We start from the raw sequence: 15,851 nt of genomic DNA on the forward strand, positions 1-15,851 counted from the left end.
CTATCGAAGGTTACGGATGCGTCCGGAGTTCACAGATATGAACAATCGCTGAACTCCGGACGCAGCCCCTCCTGGCGAAAGGACCCCCCACGTGAACCGTTCCCGGCTGCTCGCGGCGCCGACCGCCGCGGGCCTGGCCCTCGCCCTCACCGTCCTGCTCGGCGGCAGCGCCGACGCGGCGAACCCGAACGTCGCACCCGGCGGCAACTTCGATCTGTCCATATGGCAGCTCCAGGAGCCGGTCGGCTCCCCGGGGTCGCCGACCACCATCCCCTCGTCCCGGCTGCAGGGCGCGAACGGCTACCAGGACGCGTACTTCTACACCGACACCCGCGACGGCGCGATGACCTTCTGGGCGCCCGAGAAGGGCGTCACGACCCCGAACTCCCACTACGCCCGCTCCGAACTGCGCGAGATGAACCGGGACGGCAGCGCCGCGAACTGGTCGCTCAGCGGCAGCCACAAGATGAGCGCGACCCTGCGGGTGGTCTCGGTGACCAAGAACGTGTGCGTGGGCCAGATCCACCTCGGCACCGGCGGTTCCTCCACCAAGCCGCTGCTGGAGCTGTACTACCGCTCCAACGGCGACATCGTGCTCGGCACCGAGAACTCCCCGGACGGCGGCCAGACCTCGCACAGCGTGGGCCATGTGCCGATCGGCAAGACGTGGACCTACACCATCGCCGTCTCCGGCGGGAACACGATCGACCTGACCGTCAACGGGACCACCACCCACTACGCCATTGCGTCCTCCTTCAACCCGTACAAGCAGTACTTCAAGGCGGGCTCGTACAACCAGTCGTCCTCCGACAGCACGACCAACGGCGCCCGGGTCGCCTTCTACGGACTGACCGTCACACACGGCTGAGTTCACCCGGTCCGGCCTGGCGGGGGCCATGGTTCCGCCGCACGATGGAGGTGCCATCCGCGCCGCAGCCGGACGACGGGAGGACCGATGACTCAGAGCTGGGGACCACGTCCTCCCGTCACGGCGGACGGCCCGGAATGGCGGCCCGCGCTGGACATCCCGCCGCCCGGGCCGCAGCGCCGCTGGACGGTGCTGCTGCGCTGGCTGCTGCTGATCCCGCAGTACGTCGTGCTCGCCCTGCTGGGCATCGCGGCGTTCTTCGTCACGGTGGCGGGCTGGTTCGCGGCGCTCTTCCTGGGCCGGCTGCCCGACCCGATCGCCTCGTTCCTCGGCCGGTACCTGGCGTACGAGACCCGGATCGCGGCCGGCTCCATGCTCCTGGTCGACCGCTACCCGCCGTTCGCCCTGACCGCGCCCGACTACCCGGTGCGGATCGAGCTGCGGCCCACCTCCCTGAACCGGCTCGCGGTGCTGTTCCGGCTGTTCCTGATGATCCCGGCGGGGATCATCGCGAACCTCGCGGCGACCGGCTGGTTCGCGATCGGCTGGATCTTCTGGATCATCGGGATCGTGCGGGGACGGCTGCCCGGGCCGGTCTTCGGGGCGACGGCCGCGGTCGCCCGCTACCGGATGCGGTTCGGCGCCTACGCGAGCATGCTGACGCCCGTCTACCCGAAAGGGCTGCTCGGCGACGCGCCGGCCGTCGGGGAAAAGGCCGCCTCCGCCACCCGGCCCCTGGTCCTGGACACCGCCGCCAAGGTCCTGGTCTGGGTCTTCCTGGTGCTCGGCCTGGCCGCCCAGGTCGGCTCCCGCGGTGGCGGCGACCACGACGAGAACGGACTGGCGAATACGCCGCAAGTGGTACATCTCGTAGGACGGTCGTAGCGTCGTAGGGAACATGTACGGCGAACGGGTGGGAGCGACCATGCGACCAGTGGTGGGAACGGCGATCGGACTCGGGGCGGCCCTGCTGCTCACGGCGGGCATGACGACGGCCTCCGCGACACCGCCGACACCGTCCGCCACGCGGGCGTCGGCCCAGCACCCGGTGCTCGTCGACTGCCTCTGGCACCAGCGGTTCAGGCCGACCGACTTCATGCTGGCCTGCGGCGACGGCAACAGCCTCCTCACCGGCATGCGCTGGACCCAGTGGAACGACCACACGGCGGTCGGCCAGGGCGTGAACGTGGTCAACGACTGCAAGCCGTACTGCGCGGCCGGCAGGTTCCACAAGTACCCGGTGACCGTGAAGCTCGACCTCCCCAGCTCCTGGACGAAGCACCCGAACGTGCAGCACTTCACGCGGATGAACCTGACCTACTCCGGGGCCAGGCCGGAGGGATACACCCAGGTCATGAGCTACCCGATGTGGAACTGAGCGGGGCCGTCACCCGGCTGCGCGGCAAGCGGGGCGAGGCCGTGCGCCGGGCGGGCGACGTCCCGGCCGGGGCTGCCGGGGGCCGTGGCAGGGCTGCCGTCATGTTGGTGTGACCGATACGCCGGAGCGCTGCGCTCCCGACGAAAGAGGTCACATGCCCCGATTCCCCCGCCGGGCCGTCGTCGCCCCGGCCGCGGTCGCGATCGGCCTGCTCGCGGCGGCACCGGCCGCGGGCGACGGCCCGGACGTCTCGCATCCCCATGTCATCGCCCACTTCGATCTGGCCGCCGGGCAGACCCCCGAGAACATGGTGGCCGAGCGCAACGGCTCGGTCGTCGTGTCCTTCTCCGCCGCCCGGCAGATCGCCAAGGTCACCCGGGAGCGCCGGATCCGGGTGCTGGCGACCCTGCCCGCCGAGTCCCGTCCCAAGACGCCCCTCGTCCATGACGCCGTCACGCTCGGCCTCGCCCGGGCCGAGGACGGCACGCTGTACGCCAACTACGCCACCGGCACCGCCAAGACCGGCATCTGGCGCATCCCCGCGAGCGGCGGCGCACCCGAGCAGATCGCCGCGCTGCCGCCGGACGGGGTGCCCAACGGGCTGGCGCTCGACGAGCGGCGCGGCGTGCTCTACGCCGCCGACTCGGTCCTGGGCACGGTGTGGCGGGTACCGCTGGCCGGCGGCACGCCGACGGCGTGGGCCACGGGCGGCGCGCTCGACGGGCTGCCGGAGACGGCCGACGGCGTCGGCGCCAACGGGATCAAGATCCACAAGGACGCGGTCTGGGTGACCAACAGCGACCGCGGCACCCTGCTGCGCATCCCGGTCGCCGAGGACGGCTCGGCGGGCGCCGCCGAGGAGCGGGCGAGCGGTCTGCCCGGCGTCGACGACTTCGTCTTCCCCGGCCACTCGGACATCGTGCTCGCCGCGCTGATCACGTCCAACGAGGTCGCGCTGGTCCGCCCGGACGGCACCCACAGCACCGTCCTCGGGGTGCAGGACGGTCTGTCCAACCCGACGTCGCTGGCCGTGAGCGGCCGGGATCTGTTCGTGGCGAGCGACGGCTACTTCACCCAGCGGGATCCCAACCTGCTGAAGGCGCGGCTGCGCGCCCACTTCGCCCGCCCGTAGCCGAGGGGAGGGCCGGTCCGGGCCGGTCCTCCCCTCGCCGGGACTCAGGCGATCTCGACGAGCAGGTCGCCGCCCTCCACCTGCTGGATGCGGTTGATGGCGAGCCGGGAGACCCGGCCGGCCTTCGGGGCGGTGATGGTGGCCTCCATCTTCATGGCCTCGATCGTGGCCACCGTGGCGCCCGCCTCGACCTCCGCGCCCTCGGCCACCGCGAGGGTGACGACACCGGCGAACGGGGCCGCGACATGGCCGGGGTCGGCGCGGTCGGCCTTCTCGGTGGCCGGGATGTCGGAGGCCGCCGACCGGTCGCGGATCTGGATGGGCCGCAACTGGCCGTTGAGCGTGGACATCACGGTGCGCATCCCGCGCTCGTCGGCCTCGCCGACCGCCTGGAGCTCGATCAGGAGCCGGACGCCGGGCTCCAGGTCGACCGCGTACTCCTTGCCGGGGCGCAGCCCATAGAAGAAGTCCTTGCTGTCGAGGACGCCGGTGTCGCCGTAGGTCTGGCGGTGGGTCTCGAACTCGCGGGTCGGGGCCGGGAACAGCAGCCGGTTGAGAGTCGCGCGGGGCTCCTTGGCCAGGCCTTCGCGGTCCTCGGCGGACAGCTCCGGGGTGGGCTTGGCGGCGGCGCGGCCCTGGAGGGCCTTGGTGCGGAACGGCTCCGGCCAGCCGCCCGGCGGGGTGCCCAGCTCGCCGCGGAGGAAGCCGATGACCGAGTCGGGGATGTCGAACCTGTCGGGGGTCGCCTCGAAGTCCTCGGGCTTCACCCCGGCGCCGACCAGGTGCAGGGCGAGGTCGCCGACCACCTTGGAGGACGGCGTGACCTTGACCAGGCGGCCGAGGATCCGGTCGGCGGCCTCGTACATCGCCTCGATGTCCTCGAAGCGGTCGCCGAGACCGAGCGCCACGGCCTGGGTGCGCAGGTTGGAGAGCTGGCCGCCCGGGATCTCGTGGTGGTAGACCCGGCCGGTCGGGGAGGCGAGGCCCGCCTCGAAGGGGGCGTAGACCTTGCGGACGCTCTCCCAGTACGGCTCCAGGTCCTCGATCGCCCGCAGGTCGAGCCCGGTGGGACGCTCCGAGTAGTCGGTCGCGGCCACGATCGCCGAGAGGGACGGCTGCGAGGTCGTACCGGCCATGGAGGCCACCGCGCCGTCCACCGCGTCCGCGCCGGCCTGGATCGCGGCGAGGTAGGTGGCCAGCTGGCCGCCCGCGGTGTCGTGCGTGTGCAGGTGGACGGGGAGGGCGAACTCCCGGCGCAGGGCGGAGACCAGCTTGGCGGCGGCCGGGGCGCGCAGCAGGCCGGCCATGTCCTTGACGGCGAGGATGTGCGCGCCCGCGTCGACGATCTGCTCGGCGAGCCGCAGGTAGTAGTCGAGGGTGTAGAGCTGCTCGCGCGGGTCGGACAGGTCGGCGGTGTAGCAGAGGGCGACCTCGGCGACCGCGGTGCCCGTCTCGCGTACGGCCTGGATGGCGGGGCGCATCTGGCCGACGTCGTTGAGGGCGTCGAAGATGCGGAAGATGTCGATGCCGGTGGCGGCGGCCTCCTGGACGAAGGCGTCGGTCACCTCGGTCGGGTAGGGGGTGTAGCCGACGGTGTTGCGGCCGCGCAGCAGCATCTGGAGGCAGATGTTGGGGACGGCCTCGCGCAGGGCGGCGAGCCGTTCCCACGGGTCCTCGGCGAGGAAGCGGAGGGCGACGTCGTAGGTGGCGCCGCCCCAGCACTCCAGGGAGAGCAGTTCGGGCAGGGTGCGGGCGACGACCGGGGCGACGGCGAGGAGGTCCTTGGTGCGCACCCGGGTGGCGAGCAGCGACTGGTGGGCGTCGCGGAAGGTGGTGTCGGTGATGCCGATGGTGGGCGACTCGCGCAGGGCCCGCGCGAACCCCTCGGGGCCGAGCTCGACGAGCCGCTGCCGGGAGCCCGCGGGCGGCTCGCCGGCCGGCAGCGGGGGCAGCTTGGTGGTCGACTCGATCAGGTGGGGGCGCTCGCCGTGTGGCTTGTTGACGGTGACGTCGGCCAGGTAGGTGAGCAGCTTGGTGCCGCGGTCGGCGGAGGAGCGGGCGGTGAGCAGGTGCGGGCGCTGCTCGATGAACGACGTGGTGATCCGGCCCGCCTGGAAGTCCGGGTCGTCCAGGACGGCCTGCAGGAACGGGATGTTGGTGGCCACGCCGCGGATGCGGAACTCGGCGACGGCGCGCCGGGCGCGTCCGATGGCGGCCTTGAAGTCCCGGCCCCGGCAGGTGAGCTTGACCAGCATCGAGTCGAAGTGCGCGCTGATCTCCGTACCGGCGTGGGTGGTTCCGCCGTCGAGCCGGATGCCGGAGCCGCCCGGCGAGCGGTAGGCGCTGATCCGGCCGGTGTCGGGGCGGAAGCCGTTGGCCGGGTCCTCGGTGGTGATACGGCACTGGAGGGCCGCGCCGTGCAGCTTCACCGTCTCCTGGGAGAGCCCGAGGTCGGCGAGGGTCTCGCCGGAGGCGATGCGCATCTGGGCCTGGACGAGGTCGACGTCGGTGACCTCCTCGGTGACCGTGTGCTCGACCTGGATGCGGGGGTTCATCTCGATGAAGACGTGGTTGCCCTCGGGGTCGAGGAGGAACTCGACGGTGCCGGCGTTGCGGTAGCCGATCTCGCGGGCGAAGCGGACGGCGTCGGCGCAGATGCGGTCGCGCAGGTCCGGGTCGAGGTTGGGCGCCGGGGCCAGTTCGATGACCTTCTGGTGGCGGCGCTGCAGCGAGCAGTCCCGCTCGAAGAGGTGGATGACGTTGCCCTCGCCGTCGGCGAGGATCTGCACCTCGATGTGGCGGGGGTCCACGACGGCCTTCTCCAGGAAGACGGTCGGGTCGCCGAAGGCGGAGGCCGCCTCGCGGGAGGCCTGTTCGATGGATTCGCGCAGCGCGGCCGGGTCCTCGACGCGGCGCATACCGCGGCCACCGCCGCCGGCGACGGCCTTCACGAACACCGGGAAGCCGATCTCCTCGGCGGCGCGGACCAGTTCGTCGATGTCGTTGGAGGGCTGGGAGGAGCCGAGGACCGGGACACCGGCGGCGCGGGCGGCGGCGACCGCGCGGGCCTTGTTGCCAGTCAGCTCCAGCGTGTGGGCGCTCGGCCCGACGAAGGTGATGCCCGCCTCCTCGCAGGCGCGGGCGAGTTCCGGGTTCTCGGAGAGGAACCCGTAGCCCGGGTAGACGGCGTCGGCCCCGGCCCGCCGGGCGGCGCCCACGATCTCCTCGACGGAGAGGTAGGCGCGCACCGGGTGCCCGGGTTCCCCGATCTCGTAGGCCTCGTCGGCCTTCAGCCGGTGCAGTGAGTTGCGGTCCTCGTGCGGGAACACGGCGACCGTGCGCGCACCCAGCTCATAACCCGCGCGGAACGCGCGGATGGCGATCTCTCCACGGTTGGCGACCAGCACCTTGCGGAACATCCCTGGATCCCTTCAGCCTGCCGGCGACGAACACCATGGTGTCAGCCGCGCCCGTCCGTAGCTCGCCGCAACATTAGGGGTTGCTTGAACGGGCTGAAGTGCGAAAACCATCACATTGACGTCGTTGAGCACTTCGTCGGGCCGGGCGCGTGACTTATGGGGTTGCGGGGAAGGCGCGAGGGTTGGGGTGTCTCAGGGGAGCCGGAAGGACGGTACGGGGTGGCGCGGCGGTCCCGGGCGGTGTACCGGCGGGTCGGAGCGGGGCGGAACCGGCGGGGTGCCGAGCCGTTCGACGAGCCGGGCCGGGACCGGCAGCCGGCGGCCGTGCAGCAGGCCGAGGACGATCGCCGCGGCCACCGCGATCAGGTGCTCGCGGCCGGCGAGGTTCGGTACGGCGATGGACTCCCACACCATCGAGCCGCCGGTCAGCGTGAAGACGACGGGCGCGCGGCGGACCACCGCCAGATAGGTGAACAGGCCCACCACGGCGGCGGACGGCCCCGTGTCGAGGATCCGCCCGGCCTCCGGGGGCAGGCCGAAGCCCCACCAGCCGGGGCCGAGCGCGACCATCACCCGGGCCGTCATGGTGCCGGCCAGCGTGGTGAGGTACGCGACGGCGAGGGTGCGGGCGCGCCCGAGGGCGAGTTCGGCGAGGGCGAAGGCGAGGAAGAGCTGGGTGATGCCCGCCCAGACCGGCAGGTCGAGCGCCGGGACGTACAGCGACACCGGGGTGCGCAGCAGGGACAGCCACAGCGGCAGGTCGGCGGTGACGCCGCCGAGGTGCCACACCAGCCTTCGGCCGAAGGGGTGCTGGGCGACGCCGTGGAAGAAGATGACGCCGAACGCGGCCACGAACGCCAGCATGACCCCGGAGAGGCCACGCCGTACGAGTTGCCGTACCGGCTCCACCACGATGCTGTGCCATTCGTCGCGCAGCGTGCGCCGCACGAACCGGGCCGCCCGCGCGGCCGCCTGTCCCCAGTCGCCCTTCATGAAAGGCATCGCCCCCCTCGATACCGGCCTCGGCCCTCGGCCCTGCGCCCCGGAAGAGGCTCTCCGCGCCCCGGCCGTTCCAAGCGCATCGTATAGACGTTTGGATCATTTGCGACGATGCGGGAGCTACTACCGGTCGGATTTCGACGTCGGGTTTATCACCCGTCCACGAGTGAACCCTCGAGGACGTCAACGCGTCCCCCCTTCCCGATGTCTCGGCAAAGGAGCGGTCATGCTGAATCCGTCACGCCGTGTGGTGCTGACCGCGGCCCTGGGAACCGCGCTGCCCGCCGGCCCGGCTCCGGACCCGGTGAGCAGGCTCCGCGCGCTGGAACGCGACCACCGGGCCCGGCTGGGGGTGTTCGCCCGGGACACCGGCTCGGGAGCCCGGGTCCGGTACCGCGCCGGTGAGCTCTTCCCGATGTGTTCGGTGTTCAAGACGCTCGCGGTGGCGGCCGTGCTGCGCGACCTCGACGAGGCCGTGCTCGCCGAGGTCGTCCATTACGACGAGAGCGATGTGGAGCGCTCGGGGGGCGCACCGGTCACCGGGAAGCCCGAGAACCTCGCCTCGGGAATGACGGTCGCCGAGTTGTGCGGGGCGGCGATCTCGTACAGCGACAACACCGCCGCGAACCTGTTGCTGGAGCAACTGGGCGGGCCGGTGGCGGTGACGCGGCTGAGCCGTTCGATCGGGGACAAGGTGACACGCCTCGACCGGTGGGAGCCGGAGCTGAACTCGGCGGAGCCCGGGCGGGTCACCGACACCACCTCTCCCCTGGCGATCGGTACCAGTTATGCGCGGCTGGTCCTCGGAGGCGCCCTGGACGACGCGGACCGGCGGCGGCTCTCCGGCTGGCTGCGCGCCAACACCACCGGAGGGGAACGGATCCGTGCGGGGCTCCCCGGGGACTGGACGGTCGGCGACAAAACCGGAACGGGCGGTTATGGCACCGCCAACGATGTCGCGATCGCCTGGCCCCCGGGCCGCGCCCCCGTCGTCGTGGCCGTACTCTCCACCCATGCCGATGCCACCGCCGAGTCGGATTCATCGCTGGTCAGGGCGGCGGCCGAGGTCGTGGCGGACGTGTTCACGCGGGGCCGCGCATAAGATCATTCACAGTCGGTCCACAGCAAGTCGGCTTCGGCCAAGCCGGTTTATGCAATGAGACCGGAACCGTTCTGTTTCGATCACGAACTCTCGTATAGTGACGCGCAGTTCTGTACCCAGCGTCACATCTCCTTCACCGGAACCACATCCCTGCCCACCGCTCCGAGGACCAGACCGGACCGATGACCGCGCCCACGCCTCCCGGCGACCGCCCTTCCTTCCGTACGTTCGCGCCGACCCTCGCGCTGACCGCGGTGGTCTCGGCCCTCGCGGTCTTCGCCGCGGTGACCGCCGCGCCGGCCTCGGTCCGCATCCCGCTCGCCCTGGGGGCCAGTGCGGCAGCGCTGCTGCTCTGTGCGGCGGTGACCTGGGCCGTCCACGCGGCCCGGACCGCGCGCGGTGCCCGGCGCCGCCTGGAGACGGTGAGTCAGGACATCGGGCGGCTGCTCCAGCAGCAGGCCCGGACCACCGAGGAGGCGCGCCAGGAGCAGCAGCGGCTGATCGACGAACTGGCGCAGCAGCGCAGCGAGTTCGCGGACTCCTTCGAGCAGGAGCGGGCACGGATCCACGAGGACGGCGCCCAGGAGCTGGACTGGTACCGGCGGGAGCACGCCCGGCTCGCCCGGGAGCTGGAGCAGGCCTCCCGGGAGCGGGCCGCCGCGATCGCCGCGGCGGGCAACGCGGCCGGCCGGATGCAGGCCCTGGCCACCGCCACCCTCGCCGACCTGCGGAGCATGGAGGAGCGGCACACCGACGAGGAGGTCCTCGCCGACCTGCTCCAACTCGACCACCGCACGGCCCAGGCGGGCCGGCTCGCCGACTCCATCGCCGTCCTGACCGGGGCGCGTTCCGGCCGCCGCTGGGCGCGTCCGATCAGCATGGAGTCGATCCTGCGCGGTGCGATGGGACGGATCAGCGGCTACCGCCGGGTGCGGGTGCACTCGGTGAGCGAGACGGCCGTGGCCGGGCACGCGGCCGAGGGTGTCATGCACGCGCTCGCCGAACTCCTCGACAACGCGGCCAACTTCTCGCCCCCGACGGCCGAGGTCCATGTGTACGTGGAGGAGGTCCCGGCCGGGGTCATCGTGTCCGTGGAGGACAGCGGTCTGGTGATGGGCGAGGTGCAGCTGCGCCGCGCCGAGCGGGCCGTCTCCGGTGACACCAGCGAGCTGGGCGGTCTCTCCGGCACCCGGCTCGGGCTCGCGGTGGTCGGCCGGCTCGCCGGCAAGCACGGTCTGAAGGTGTCGTTCCGGCCGTCGGCGCGTGGCGGCACCGGGGTGCTGATGCTGGTCCCGCAGGACCTGCTGGCCCGCCCGGTCGCCGAAGAACCCGCGCCCACGAAGGAGATGGATCCGGCCGTGCCGGTGCCGTCCCCGGCGGACCCCCTGCCCGTGCACGAGTCCGCCGCCGAACCGGACGGATCCGTCGAGTCCGCCGACCCCGCCGGCTCCCCCGGCCCCGCCGAGGAGGCGGAGGGGCCCACCGGGCTGCCCAAGCGGCGCCGTGGCCGGACCCTCGCCGAGGCCGAACGCCGGTCGGCGCCGCACCCGGCGGACCCGCGCCCCGCGCCCGCCGCCGAGGACGCCAAGGTCCGCGCCGCCCGCTTCAACAGCTTCCGGCAGGCCGTCCGCCCGACCGCGTCCGACTCCGCCGATGTCTCCGGGGCGCCGGACGCCGAGGCCGCGGCCGGTCCGGCCGGGGTCCCGGGCACCACGCACACCCCCACCGCGCCCGATTCCGCCGAGGCCCCCGGCACCGAGGACGTCAGGACAGCCCCGTACGCCCCCACGCCCGCGCACGACCCGGTCCCCGCGCCCCATCCGGAGTCCGGCCCCGAGCTCACCTCCCACCCGCACGCGCACCCGGAAGGCGACACCACTTCATGACCGGCAGGACCACCGTCGACGACAAGCTCACCTGGCTCATCGAGGGCCTCCTGGAGCGCACCCCCGGCGCGCGGCACGCCCTGGTGCTCTCCCGCGACGGGCTGAAGCTCTGCCGTACCCCGGAGCTCTCCGTCGACCAGGCCGACCAGCTCGCGGCGATCGCCGCCGGTATCCAGTCGCTGTCCCACGGGGCGTCCGTGGAGTTCGGCGACGGCAGCGGCGGCGTGCGGTCGGCCATGACCGAGTTCTACGGGGGCGTCCTGTTCATCGTGGAGGCCGGTGAGGGCGCCCATCTGGCCGTGGTGACCAGCGAGGAGGCGGACCCGGGGCTGGTCGGGCACAACATGAGCGAACTGGTGGAGCAGCTCGGCGAGCACCTGACCGCGCAGCCCCGCACCTCATGAGCCGACCCGGACGGGACGACTCGCCCGACCGCCTGTACACGATCACCGGCGGCCGCAGCGCCGTCGGCCCCGACAACCCCTTCGACCTGGTCACACTGGTCGTCGCCGAGTCGGAGCCGGCTCCCGGCATGCAGTCGGAGCACGTGGCGATCCTGCGGCTGGCCGAGTTCCCGACCTCGGTGGTGGAGATCGCCGCCGAGCTGAGACTGCCGGTGAGCATCACCAAGGTCCTGCTGGGCGACCTGCAGGCGGCCGGCCGGGTCAGCGCCCGCCATCCGTACCGGCCGGCCATCACCGACCCCGACATCCTGGAGCAGGTGCTCGTTGGACTCCGCAACCTCTGACGCGCGCACCCCGTTGGGTGCCTCCGCCGACAACGGTTTCAAGATCGTGGTCGTGGGCGGCTTCGGCGTCGGCAAGACCACCCTGGTCCGTTCCGTCAGCGAGATCCGTCCCCTCAACACCGAGGAGACGATGACCCAGGCCGGCGAGGAGGTCGACGACATCCGCGAGGTGCGCGGCAAGTCCGCGACCACCGTGGCCTTCGACTTCGGCCGGATCACCCTGGACGCCCGCAATGTGCTCTACCTGTTCGGGGCGCCGGGGCAGGAGCGGTTCTGGTTCCTGTGGGACCGGCTGTTCTCCGGCACGCTCGGCGCGGTCGTGCTGGTCGACACCCGGCGGATCGGCGACTCCTGGTACGCCATCGACCGGCTGGAGAAGCACGGCACCCCGTTCATCGTGGCCTGCAACGACTTCGGCGGCCCGGTGCACACGCCCGAGGACGTCCGCGACGCGCTCGACCTGGACCCGCACGTCCCGCTGGTGAACTGCGACGCCCGCTCCCGGGAGTCCGGCAAGCAGGTGCTGATCACGCTGGTCCAGCACGTCAAGAACCGGTACGCCGGCCCGTCCGCACCGGCGGACCCGCACCGACAGGAGTACGTGTGACCCCCGAAGCCGTGCCGCTCGGCGGCCCCCGGTTCCAGACCGATCCGGCGCGCCTGTACCGGGAGATGCGGCGCGACCACGGCGCCGTGACCCCCGTCGTGCTCGACGGGGACGTGCCGGCCTGGCTGGTGCTCGGCTACCGCGAGCTGCACCAGGTGACCGGGGATCCGGTGCTGTTCAGCCGGGACTCGGAGCTGTGGAACCAGTGGGACCTGATCCCCGACGACTGGCCGCTGCTGCCGATGATCGGCCGCAAGCAGCCGTCGATCCTGTACACCGTCGGCGAGCGGCACCGCGAGCGGGCCGGGATGATCAGCGACGCGCTGGAGGCCGTCGACCCGTTCGAACTGCGCGGTCTGGCCGAGCGGTTCGCGGACGAGCTGATCGACGGGCTGTGCACCGGCGGCGAGGCGGACCTGATCGGCCAGTACGCGATGCTGCTGCCGGTGCGGGTGCTGGCGCGGCTGTACGGCTTCGCCGACGAGGACGGACCCGGTCTGGTCACCGCCCTCAACGACATGATCGACGGCCGGGAGCGGGCGCTCGCCGGGCAGACCCATCTGGCCACGTCCATGGCCCAGTTGCTGGCCGACCGGAAGGCGGACCCGGCCGACGACGTGGTGTCGCGGATGCTCCAGGACAAGAGCGGGTTCACCGACGAAGAGATCATGCAGGACCTGATGGTCATGATGGCGGCCGGGCACCAGCCGACCGCCGACTGGATCGGCAACTCGCTGCGCCTGATGCTCACCGACGACCGGTTCGCGGCCTCCCTGTTCGGCGGCCGCAACAGTGTCGCCGAGGCGATGAACGAGGTGCTGTGGGAGGACACGCCGAGCCAGAACATCGCGGGCCGCTGGGCGTCCCGGGACACCCAGCTGGGCGGGCGCCGGATCCGCGCCGGTGACCTGCTGCTGCTCGGGCTGCAGGGCGCCAACTCCGATCCGCAGGTGCGCACCGACGCCTCCGCGCTGACCGGCGGCAACAACGCGCACTTCTCCTTCGGGCACGGCGAGCACCGCTGTCCGTTCCCCGCGCAGGAGGTCGCCGAGGTGGTGGCCCGGACCGGTATCGAGGTCGTCCTCGACCGGCTGCCGGACATCGATCTGGCGGTGCCGGCCGACGCGCTCACCCGCCGGCCCTCGCCGTGGCTGCGGGGACTGACCGCGCTGCCCGTCCGGTTCACGCCCGTACCCGCCCTCTGATCCCTTCCGACAGACCGGCACAGCACACCGCATGGCGCAGTTACCCGACCCTGCCCTGGGAGGCACGTCACGATGACGACCGGTACCGAACAAGCCCGGATCGCCCTCGACCCGTTCGTCACCGACCTGGAGGGCGAGAGCGCACGGCTGCGCGCCGCCGGTCCGCTCGCCGCCGTGGAGCTGCCCGGCGGGGTGCCGGTGTGGGCGGTCACCCGGCACGCCGAGGCCAAGGCGCTCCTCACCGACCCGCGCCTGGTCAAGGACATCAATGTGTGGGGTGCCTGGCAGCGCGGCGAGATCGCCCCGGACTGGCCGCTGATCGGCCTCGCCAACCCCGGCCGTTCGATGCTCACCGTGGACGGCGCCGACCACCGCCGGATGCGCACCCTGGTCGCGCAGGCCCTCACCCCGCGCCGGGTGGAGGAGATGCGGGAGCGGATCGAGAAGCTCACCCAGGACCTGCTGGACGGGCTCCCCGAGGACGCGGAGAGCGTCGACCTCAAGGCGGCCTTCGCCTACCCGCTGCCGATGTACGTGGTCGCCGACCTGATGGGCATCGACGAGGCCGAACTGCCCCGGCTGAAGGTGCTGTTCGAGAAGTTCTTCTCCACCCAGACGCCGCCCGCCGAGGTCATCGCCACCCTCACCGAGCTGGCCGGGATCATGGCGAAGACGGTCGCCGCCAAGCGGGCCGAGCCCGGCGACGACCTCACCAGCGCGCTGATCCTGGCCTCCGAGGACGGCGACCACCTCACCGACGAGGAGATCGTCTCCACCCTGCAGCTGATGGTGGCGGCCGGTCACGAGACGACGATCTCGCTGATCGTCAACGCCGTGGTCAACCTCTCCACCCACCCCGACCAGCGGGCCAAGGTGCTGTCCGGTGAGGTCGACTGGTCGGCGGTGGTCGAGGAGACCCTGCGCTGGTCCACGCCGACCTCGCACGTCCTGATCCGGTTCGCCACCGAGGACGTCCAGGTCGGCGACAAGGTGCTGCCCGCCGGGGACGCGCTCATCGTGTCGTACGCCGCGATAGGCCGTGACGAGCACGCGCACGGGCCGAGCGCCGGGGAGTTCGACGTCACCCGTCAGACGCAGAACCGGCACATCTCCTTCGGGCACGGCCCGCACGTCTGCCCGGGCGCGGCGCTGTCCCGGCTGGAGGCGGGCGTCGCGCTGCCCGCGCTCTACGACCGCTTCCCCGGCCTGGACCTGGCGGTACCGGCGTCCGAGCTGCGCAACAAGCCGGTGGTCACCCAGAACGACCTCTTCGAGCTGCCCGTCCGGCTGAACCCCTAACGGGTGTTCACGGAGTACGACTTGGCTCCGGTGCCGGCCAGCCTGCCGCCGTCGACGATCAGGTACTCGTCGCGCAGCGGCCGGCCCGCGAGCCAGGACTCCAGGATCTCCCGGGTGCCGGCCGCGTAACGGGCCTGCGCGGAGAGGGTGGAGCCGGAGATGTGCGGGGTCATCCCGTGGTGCGGCATGGTGCGCCACGGGTGGTCCGCGGGCGCGGGCTGCGGGAACCACACGTCGCCCGCGTACCCGGCCAGCTGACCGCTGCGCAGCGCCCGGTCGACGGCGTCCCGGTCGGCGATCCGGGCCCGCGCGGTGTTGATGAGGTACGCGCCGCGCTTCATCGTGCCGATCAGCTCGTCGCCGAACAGGCCCTCGGTCTGCGGGTGCAGGGGCGCGTTGACGGTGACGACGTCGCAGTGCGGGACCATGGCGGCCGGGCTCTCGTGGAAGGTCAGGTTCAGCTCGCGCTCGACGGACTCGGGCAGCCGGGTGCGGTCGGTGTAGTGGAGCGTGACGTCGAAAGGCGCGAGCCGGCGCAGCACCGCGAGGCCGATGCGGCCGGCGGCGACGGTTCCGACGTGCATGCCCTCCAGGTCGTAGGACCGGCTCACGCAGTCGGCGATGTTCCAGCCGCCGTCGAGCACCACCCGGTGCGAGGGCAGGTAGTTGCGGACCAGCCCGAGGATCATCATCACCACGTGCTCGGCGACGCTGATGCTGTTGCAGTACGTCACCTCGGCGACGGTGACCCCGTGCGCGATCGCGGCGTCGAGGTCGACGTGGTCGGAGCCGATGCCGGCGGTGACGGCCAGCTTGAGGTTCTGCGCGGCGGCGATGCGCTCCGGGGTGAGGTAGGCCGGCCAGAACGGCTGCGAGATGACGACATCCGCGTCGACGAGTTCACGGTCGAAGACCGAGCCCGCCCCGTCCTTGTCGCTGGTGACGACGAGGGTGTGGCCGGCCTTCTCCAGGAAGGAGCGCAGGCCGAGTTCGCCGGAGACGCTGCCGAGGAGGTGGCCGGGGGTGAAGTCGATCGCCTCGGGGGCGGGAGCGGTCTGGCCGCCGGGGTAGTGGTCGATGACCGGGATGCCGTCGCGGGCGTAGCTCTTCGGGTATCCGTCGGTCGGGTCGTCGTACAGGACGCAGAGCACCTTGGCCATGGTGACGGCTCTCCTCAACTCCGTTGCAAAAGGGTGCCTTTCACGATC

The 15,851-nt window shown here is 72.1% G+C and carries 14 protein-coding genes; 11 read left to right on the forward strand and 3 right to left on the reverse strand.

The genetic code is table 11. The features are described 5' to 3' along the window. Positions 1-91: 91 nt before the first annotated feature. From ACFZDK_RS19745 to ACFZDK_RS19760, 4 genes are all read left to right on the forward strand, one after another. Positions 92-868, forward strand: coding sequence for a polysaccharide lyase family 7 protein (locus ACFZDK_RS19745; protein ID WP_390974016.1), 777 nt, complete (start codon positions 92-94; stop codon positions 866-868). An 87-nt stretch (positions 869-955) separates the two neighbouring features. After that, complete coding sequence (locus tag ACFZDK_RS19750; RefSeq protein WP_390974017.1) at positions 956-1,753, forward strand: DUF4389 domain-containing protein; 798 nt, start codon at positions 956-958, stop codon at positions 1,751-1,753. Between the two features lie 40 nt (positions 1,754-1,793). Continuing rightward, positions 1,794-2,246, forward strand: coding sequence for a hypothetical protein (locus tag ACFZDK_RS19755; RefSeq protein WP_390974019.1), 453 nt, complete (start codon positions 1,794-1,796; stop codon positions 2,244-2,246). 154 nt (positions 2,247-2,400) lie between these two features. After that, on the forward strand, positions 2,401-3,378 hold the full coding sequence (locus ACFZDK_RS19760) for an SMP-30/gluconolactonase/LRE family protein (protein ID WP_390974021.1): 978 nt from the start codon (positions 2,401-2,403) through the stop codon (positions 3,376-3,378). Between the two features lie 44 nt (positions 3,379-3,422). Here the strand turns inward: ACFZDK_RS19760 and ACFZDK_RS19765 are convergent, their stop codons facing one another. Next, a complete protein-coding gene (locus tag ACFZDK_RS19765; RefSeq protein ID WP_390974023.1) occupies positions 3,423-6,797 on the reverse strand; it encodes a pyruvate carboxylase in 3,375 nt (1,124 codons plus the stop codon). Between the two features lie 192 nt (positions 6,798-6,989). Beyond that, a complete protein-coding gene (locus ACFZDK_RS19770; protein WP_390974025.1) occupies positions 6,990-7,799 on the reverse strand; it encodes a hypothetical protein in 810 nt (269 codons plus the stop codon). A 223-nt stretch (positions 7,800-8,022) separates the two neighbouring features. Between ACFZDK_RS19770 and bla the strand changes: the two genes are divergently transcribed. The 7 genes from bla to ACFZDK_RS19805 all read left to right on the forward strand — a co-directional run bounded on the left by bla (position 8,023) and on the right by ACFZDK_RS19805 (position 14,643). Then, the gene (gene bla / locus ACFZDK_RS19775; RefSeq protein ID WP_390974027.1) at positions 8,023-8,898 is read left to right on the forward strand and encodes a class A beta-lactamase; all 876 of its coding nucleotides are present in this window, start codon (positions 8,023-8,025) and stop codon (positions 8,896-8,898) included. Between the two features lie 182 nt (positions 8,899-9,080). Then, entirely contained in the window at positions 9,081-10,784 is a 1,704-nt protein-coding gene (locus ACFZDK_RS19780) for an ATP-binding protein (protein ID WP_390974029.1), read from the forward strand. After that, positions 10,781-11,188 carry a roadblock/LC7 domain-containing protein gene (locus ACFZDK_RS19785; protein WP_390974031.1) on the forward strand — a complete coding sequence of 136 codons (408 nt, stop codon included), beginning with the start codon at positions 10,781-10,783 and terminating at the stop codon, positions 11,186-11,188. The genes ACFZDK_RS19780 and ACFZDK_RS19785 overlap by 4 nt, the downstream gene beginning before the upstream one ends. Further along, positions 11,185-11,532 carry a DUF742 domain-containing protein gene (locus ACFZDK_RS19790; RefSeq protein WP_390974032.1) on the forward strand — a complete coding sequence of 116 codons (348 nt, stop codon included), beginning with the start codon at positions 11,185-11,187 and terminating at the stop codon, positions 11,530-11,532. The genes ACFZDK_RS19785 and ACFZDK_RS19790 overlap by 4 nt, the downstream gene beginning before the upstream one ends. After that, positions 11,513-12,139 carry an ATP/GTP-binding protein gene (locus ACFZDK_RS19795; RefSeq protein WP_390974034.1) on the forward strand — a complete coding sequence of 209 codons (627 nt, stop codon included), beginning with the start codon at positions 11,513-11,515 and terminating at the stop codon, positions 12,137-12,139. Before ACFZDK_RS19790 ends, ACFZDK_RS19795 begins: the two co-directional genes overlap by 20 nt. Then, a complete protein-coding gene (locus ACFZDK_RS19800; protein WP_390974036.1) occupies positions 12,136-13,344 on the forward strand; it encodes a cytochrome P450 in 1,209 nt (402 codons plus the stop codon). The genes ACFZDK_RS19795 and ACFZDK_RS19800 overlap by 4 nt, the downstream gene beginning before the upstream one ends. Positions 13,345-13,416: 72 nt before the next feature. Beyond that, complete coding sequence (locus ACFZDK_RS19805) at positions 13,417-14,643, forward strand: cytochrome P450 (protein WP_390974038.1); 1,227 nt, start codon at positions 13,417-13,419, stop codon at positions 14,641-14,643. Here ACFZDK_RS19805 and ACFZDK_RS19810 read toward each other — a convergent pair. Next, a complete protein-coding gene (locus ACFZDK_RS19810) occupies positions 14,640-15,803 on the reverse strand; it encodes an NAD-dependent formate dehydrogenase (RefSeq protein WP_390974040.1) in 1,164 nt (387 codons plus the stop codon). The genes ACFZDK_RS19805 and ACFZDK_RS19810 overlap by 4 nt on opposite strands. Positions 15,804-15,851: the final 48 nt, after the last annotated feature.

This window comes from Streptomyces sp. NPDC007901 (assembly GCF_042959465.1).
In the GTDB taxonomy this organism is placed as follows: domain Bacteria; phylum Actinomycetota; class Actinomycetes; order Streptomycetales; family Streptomycetaceae; genus Streptomyces.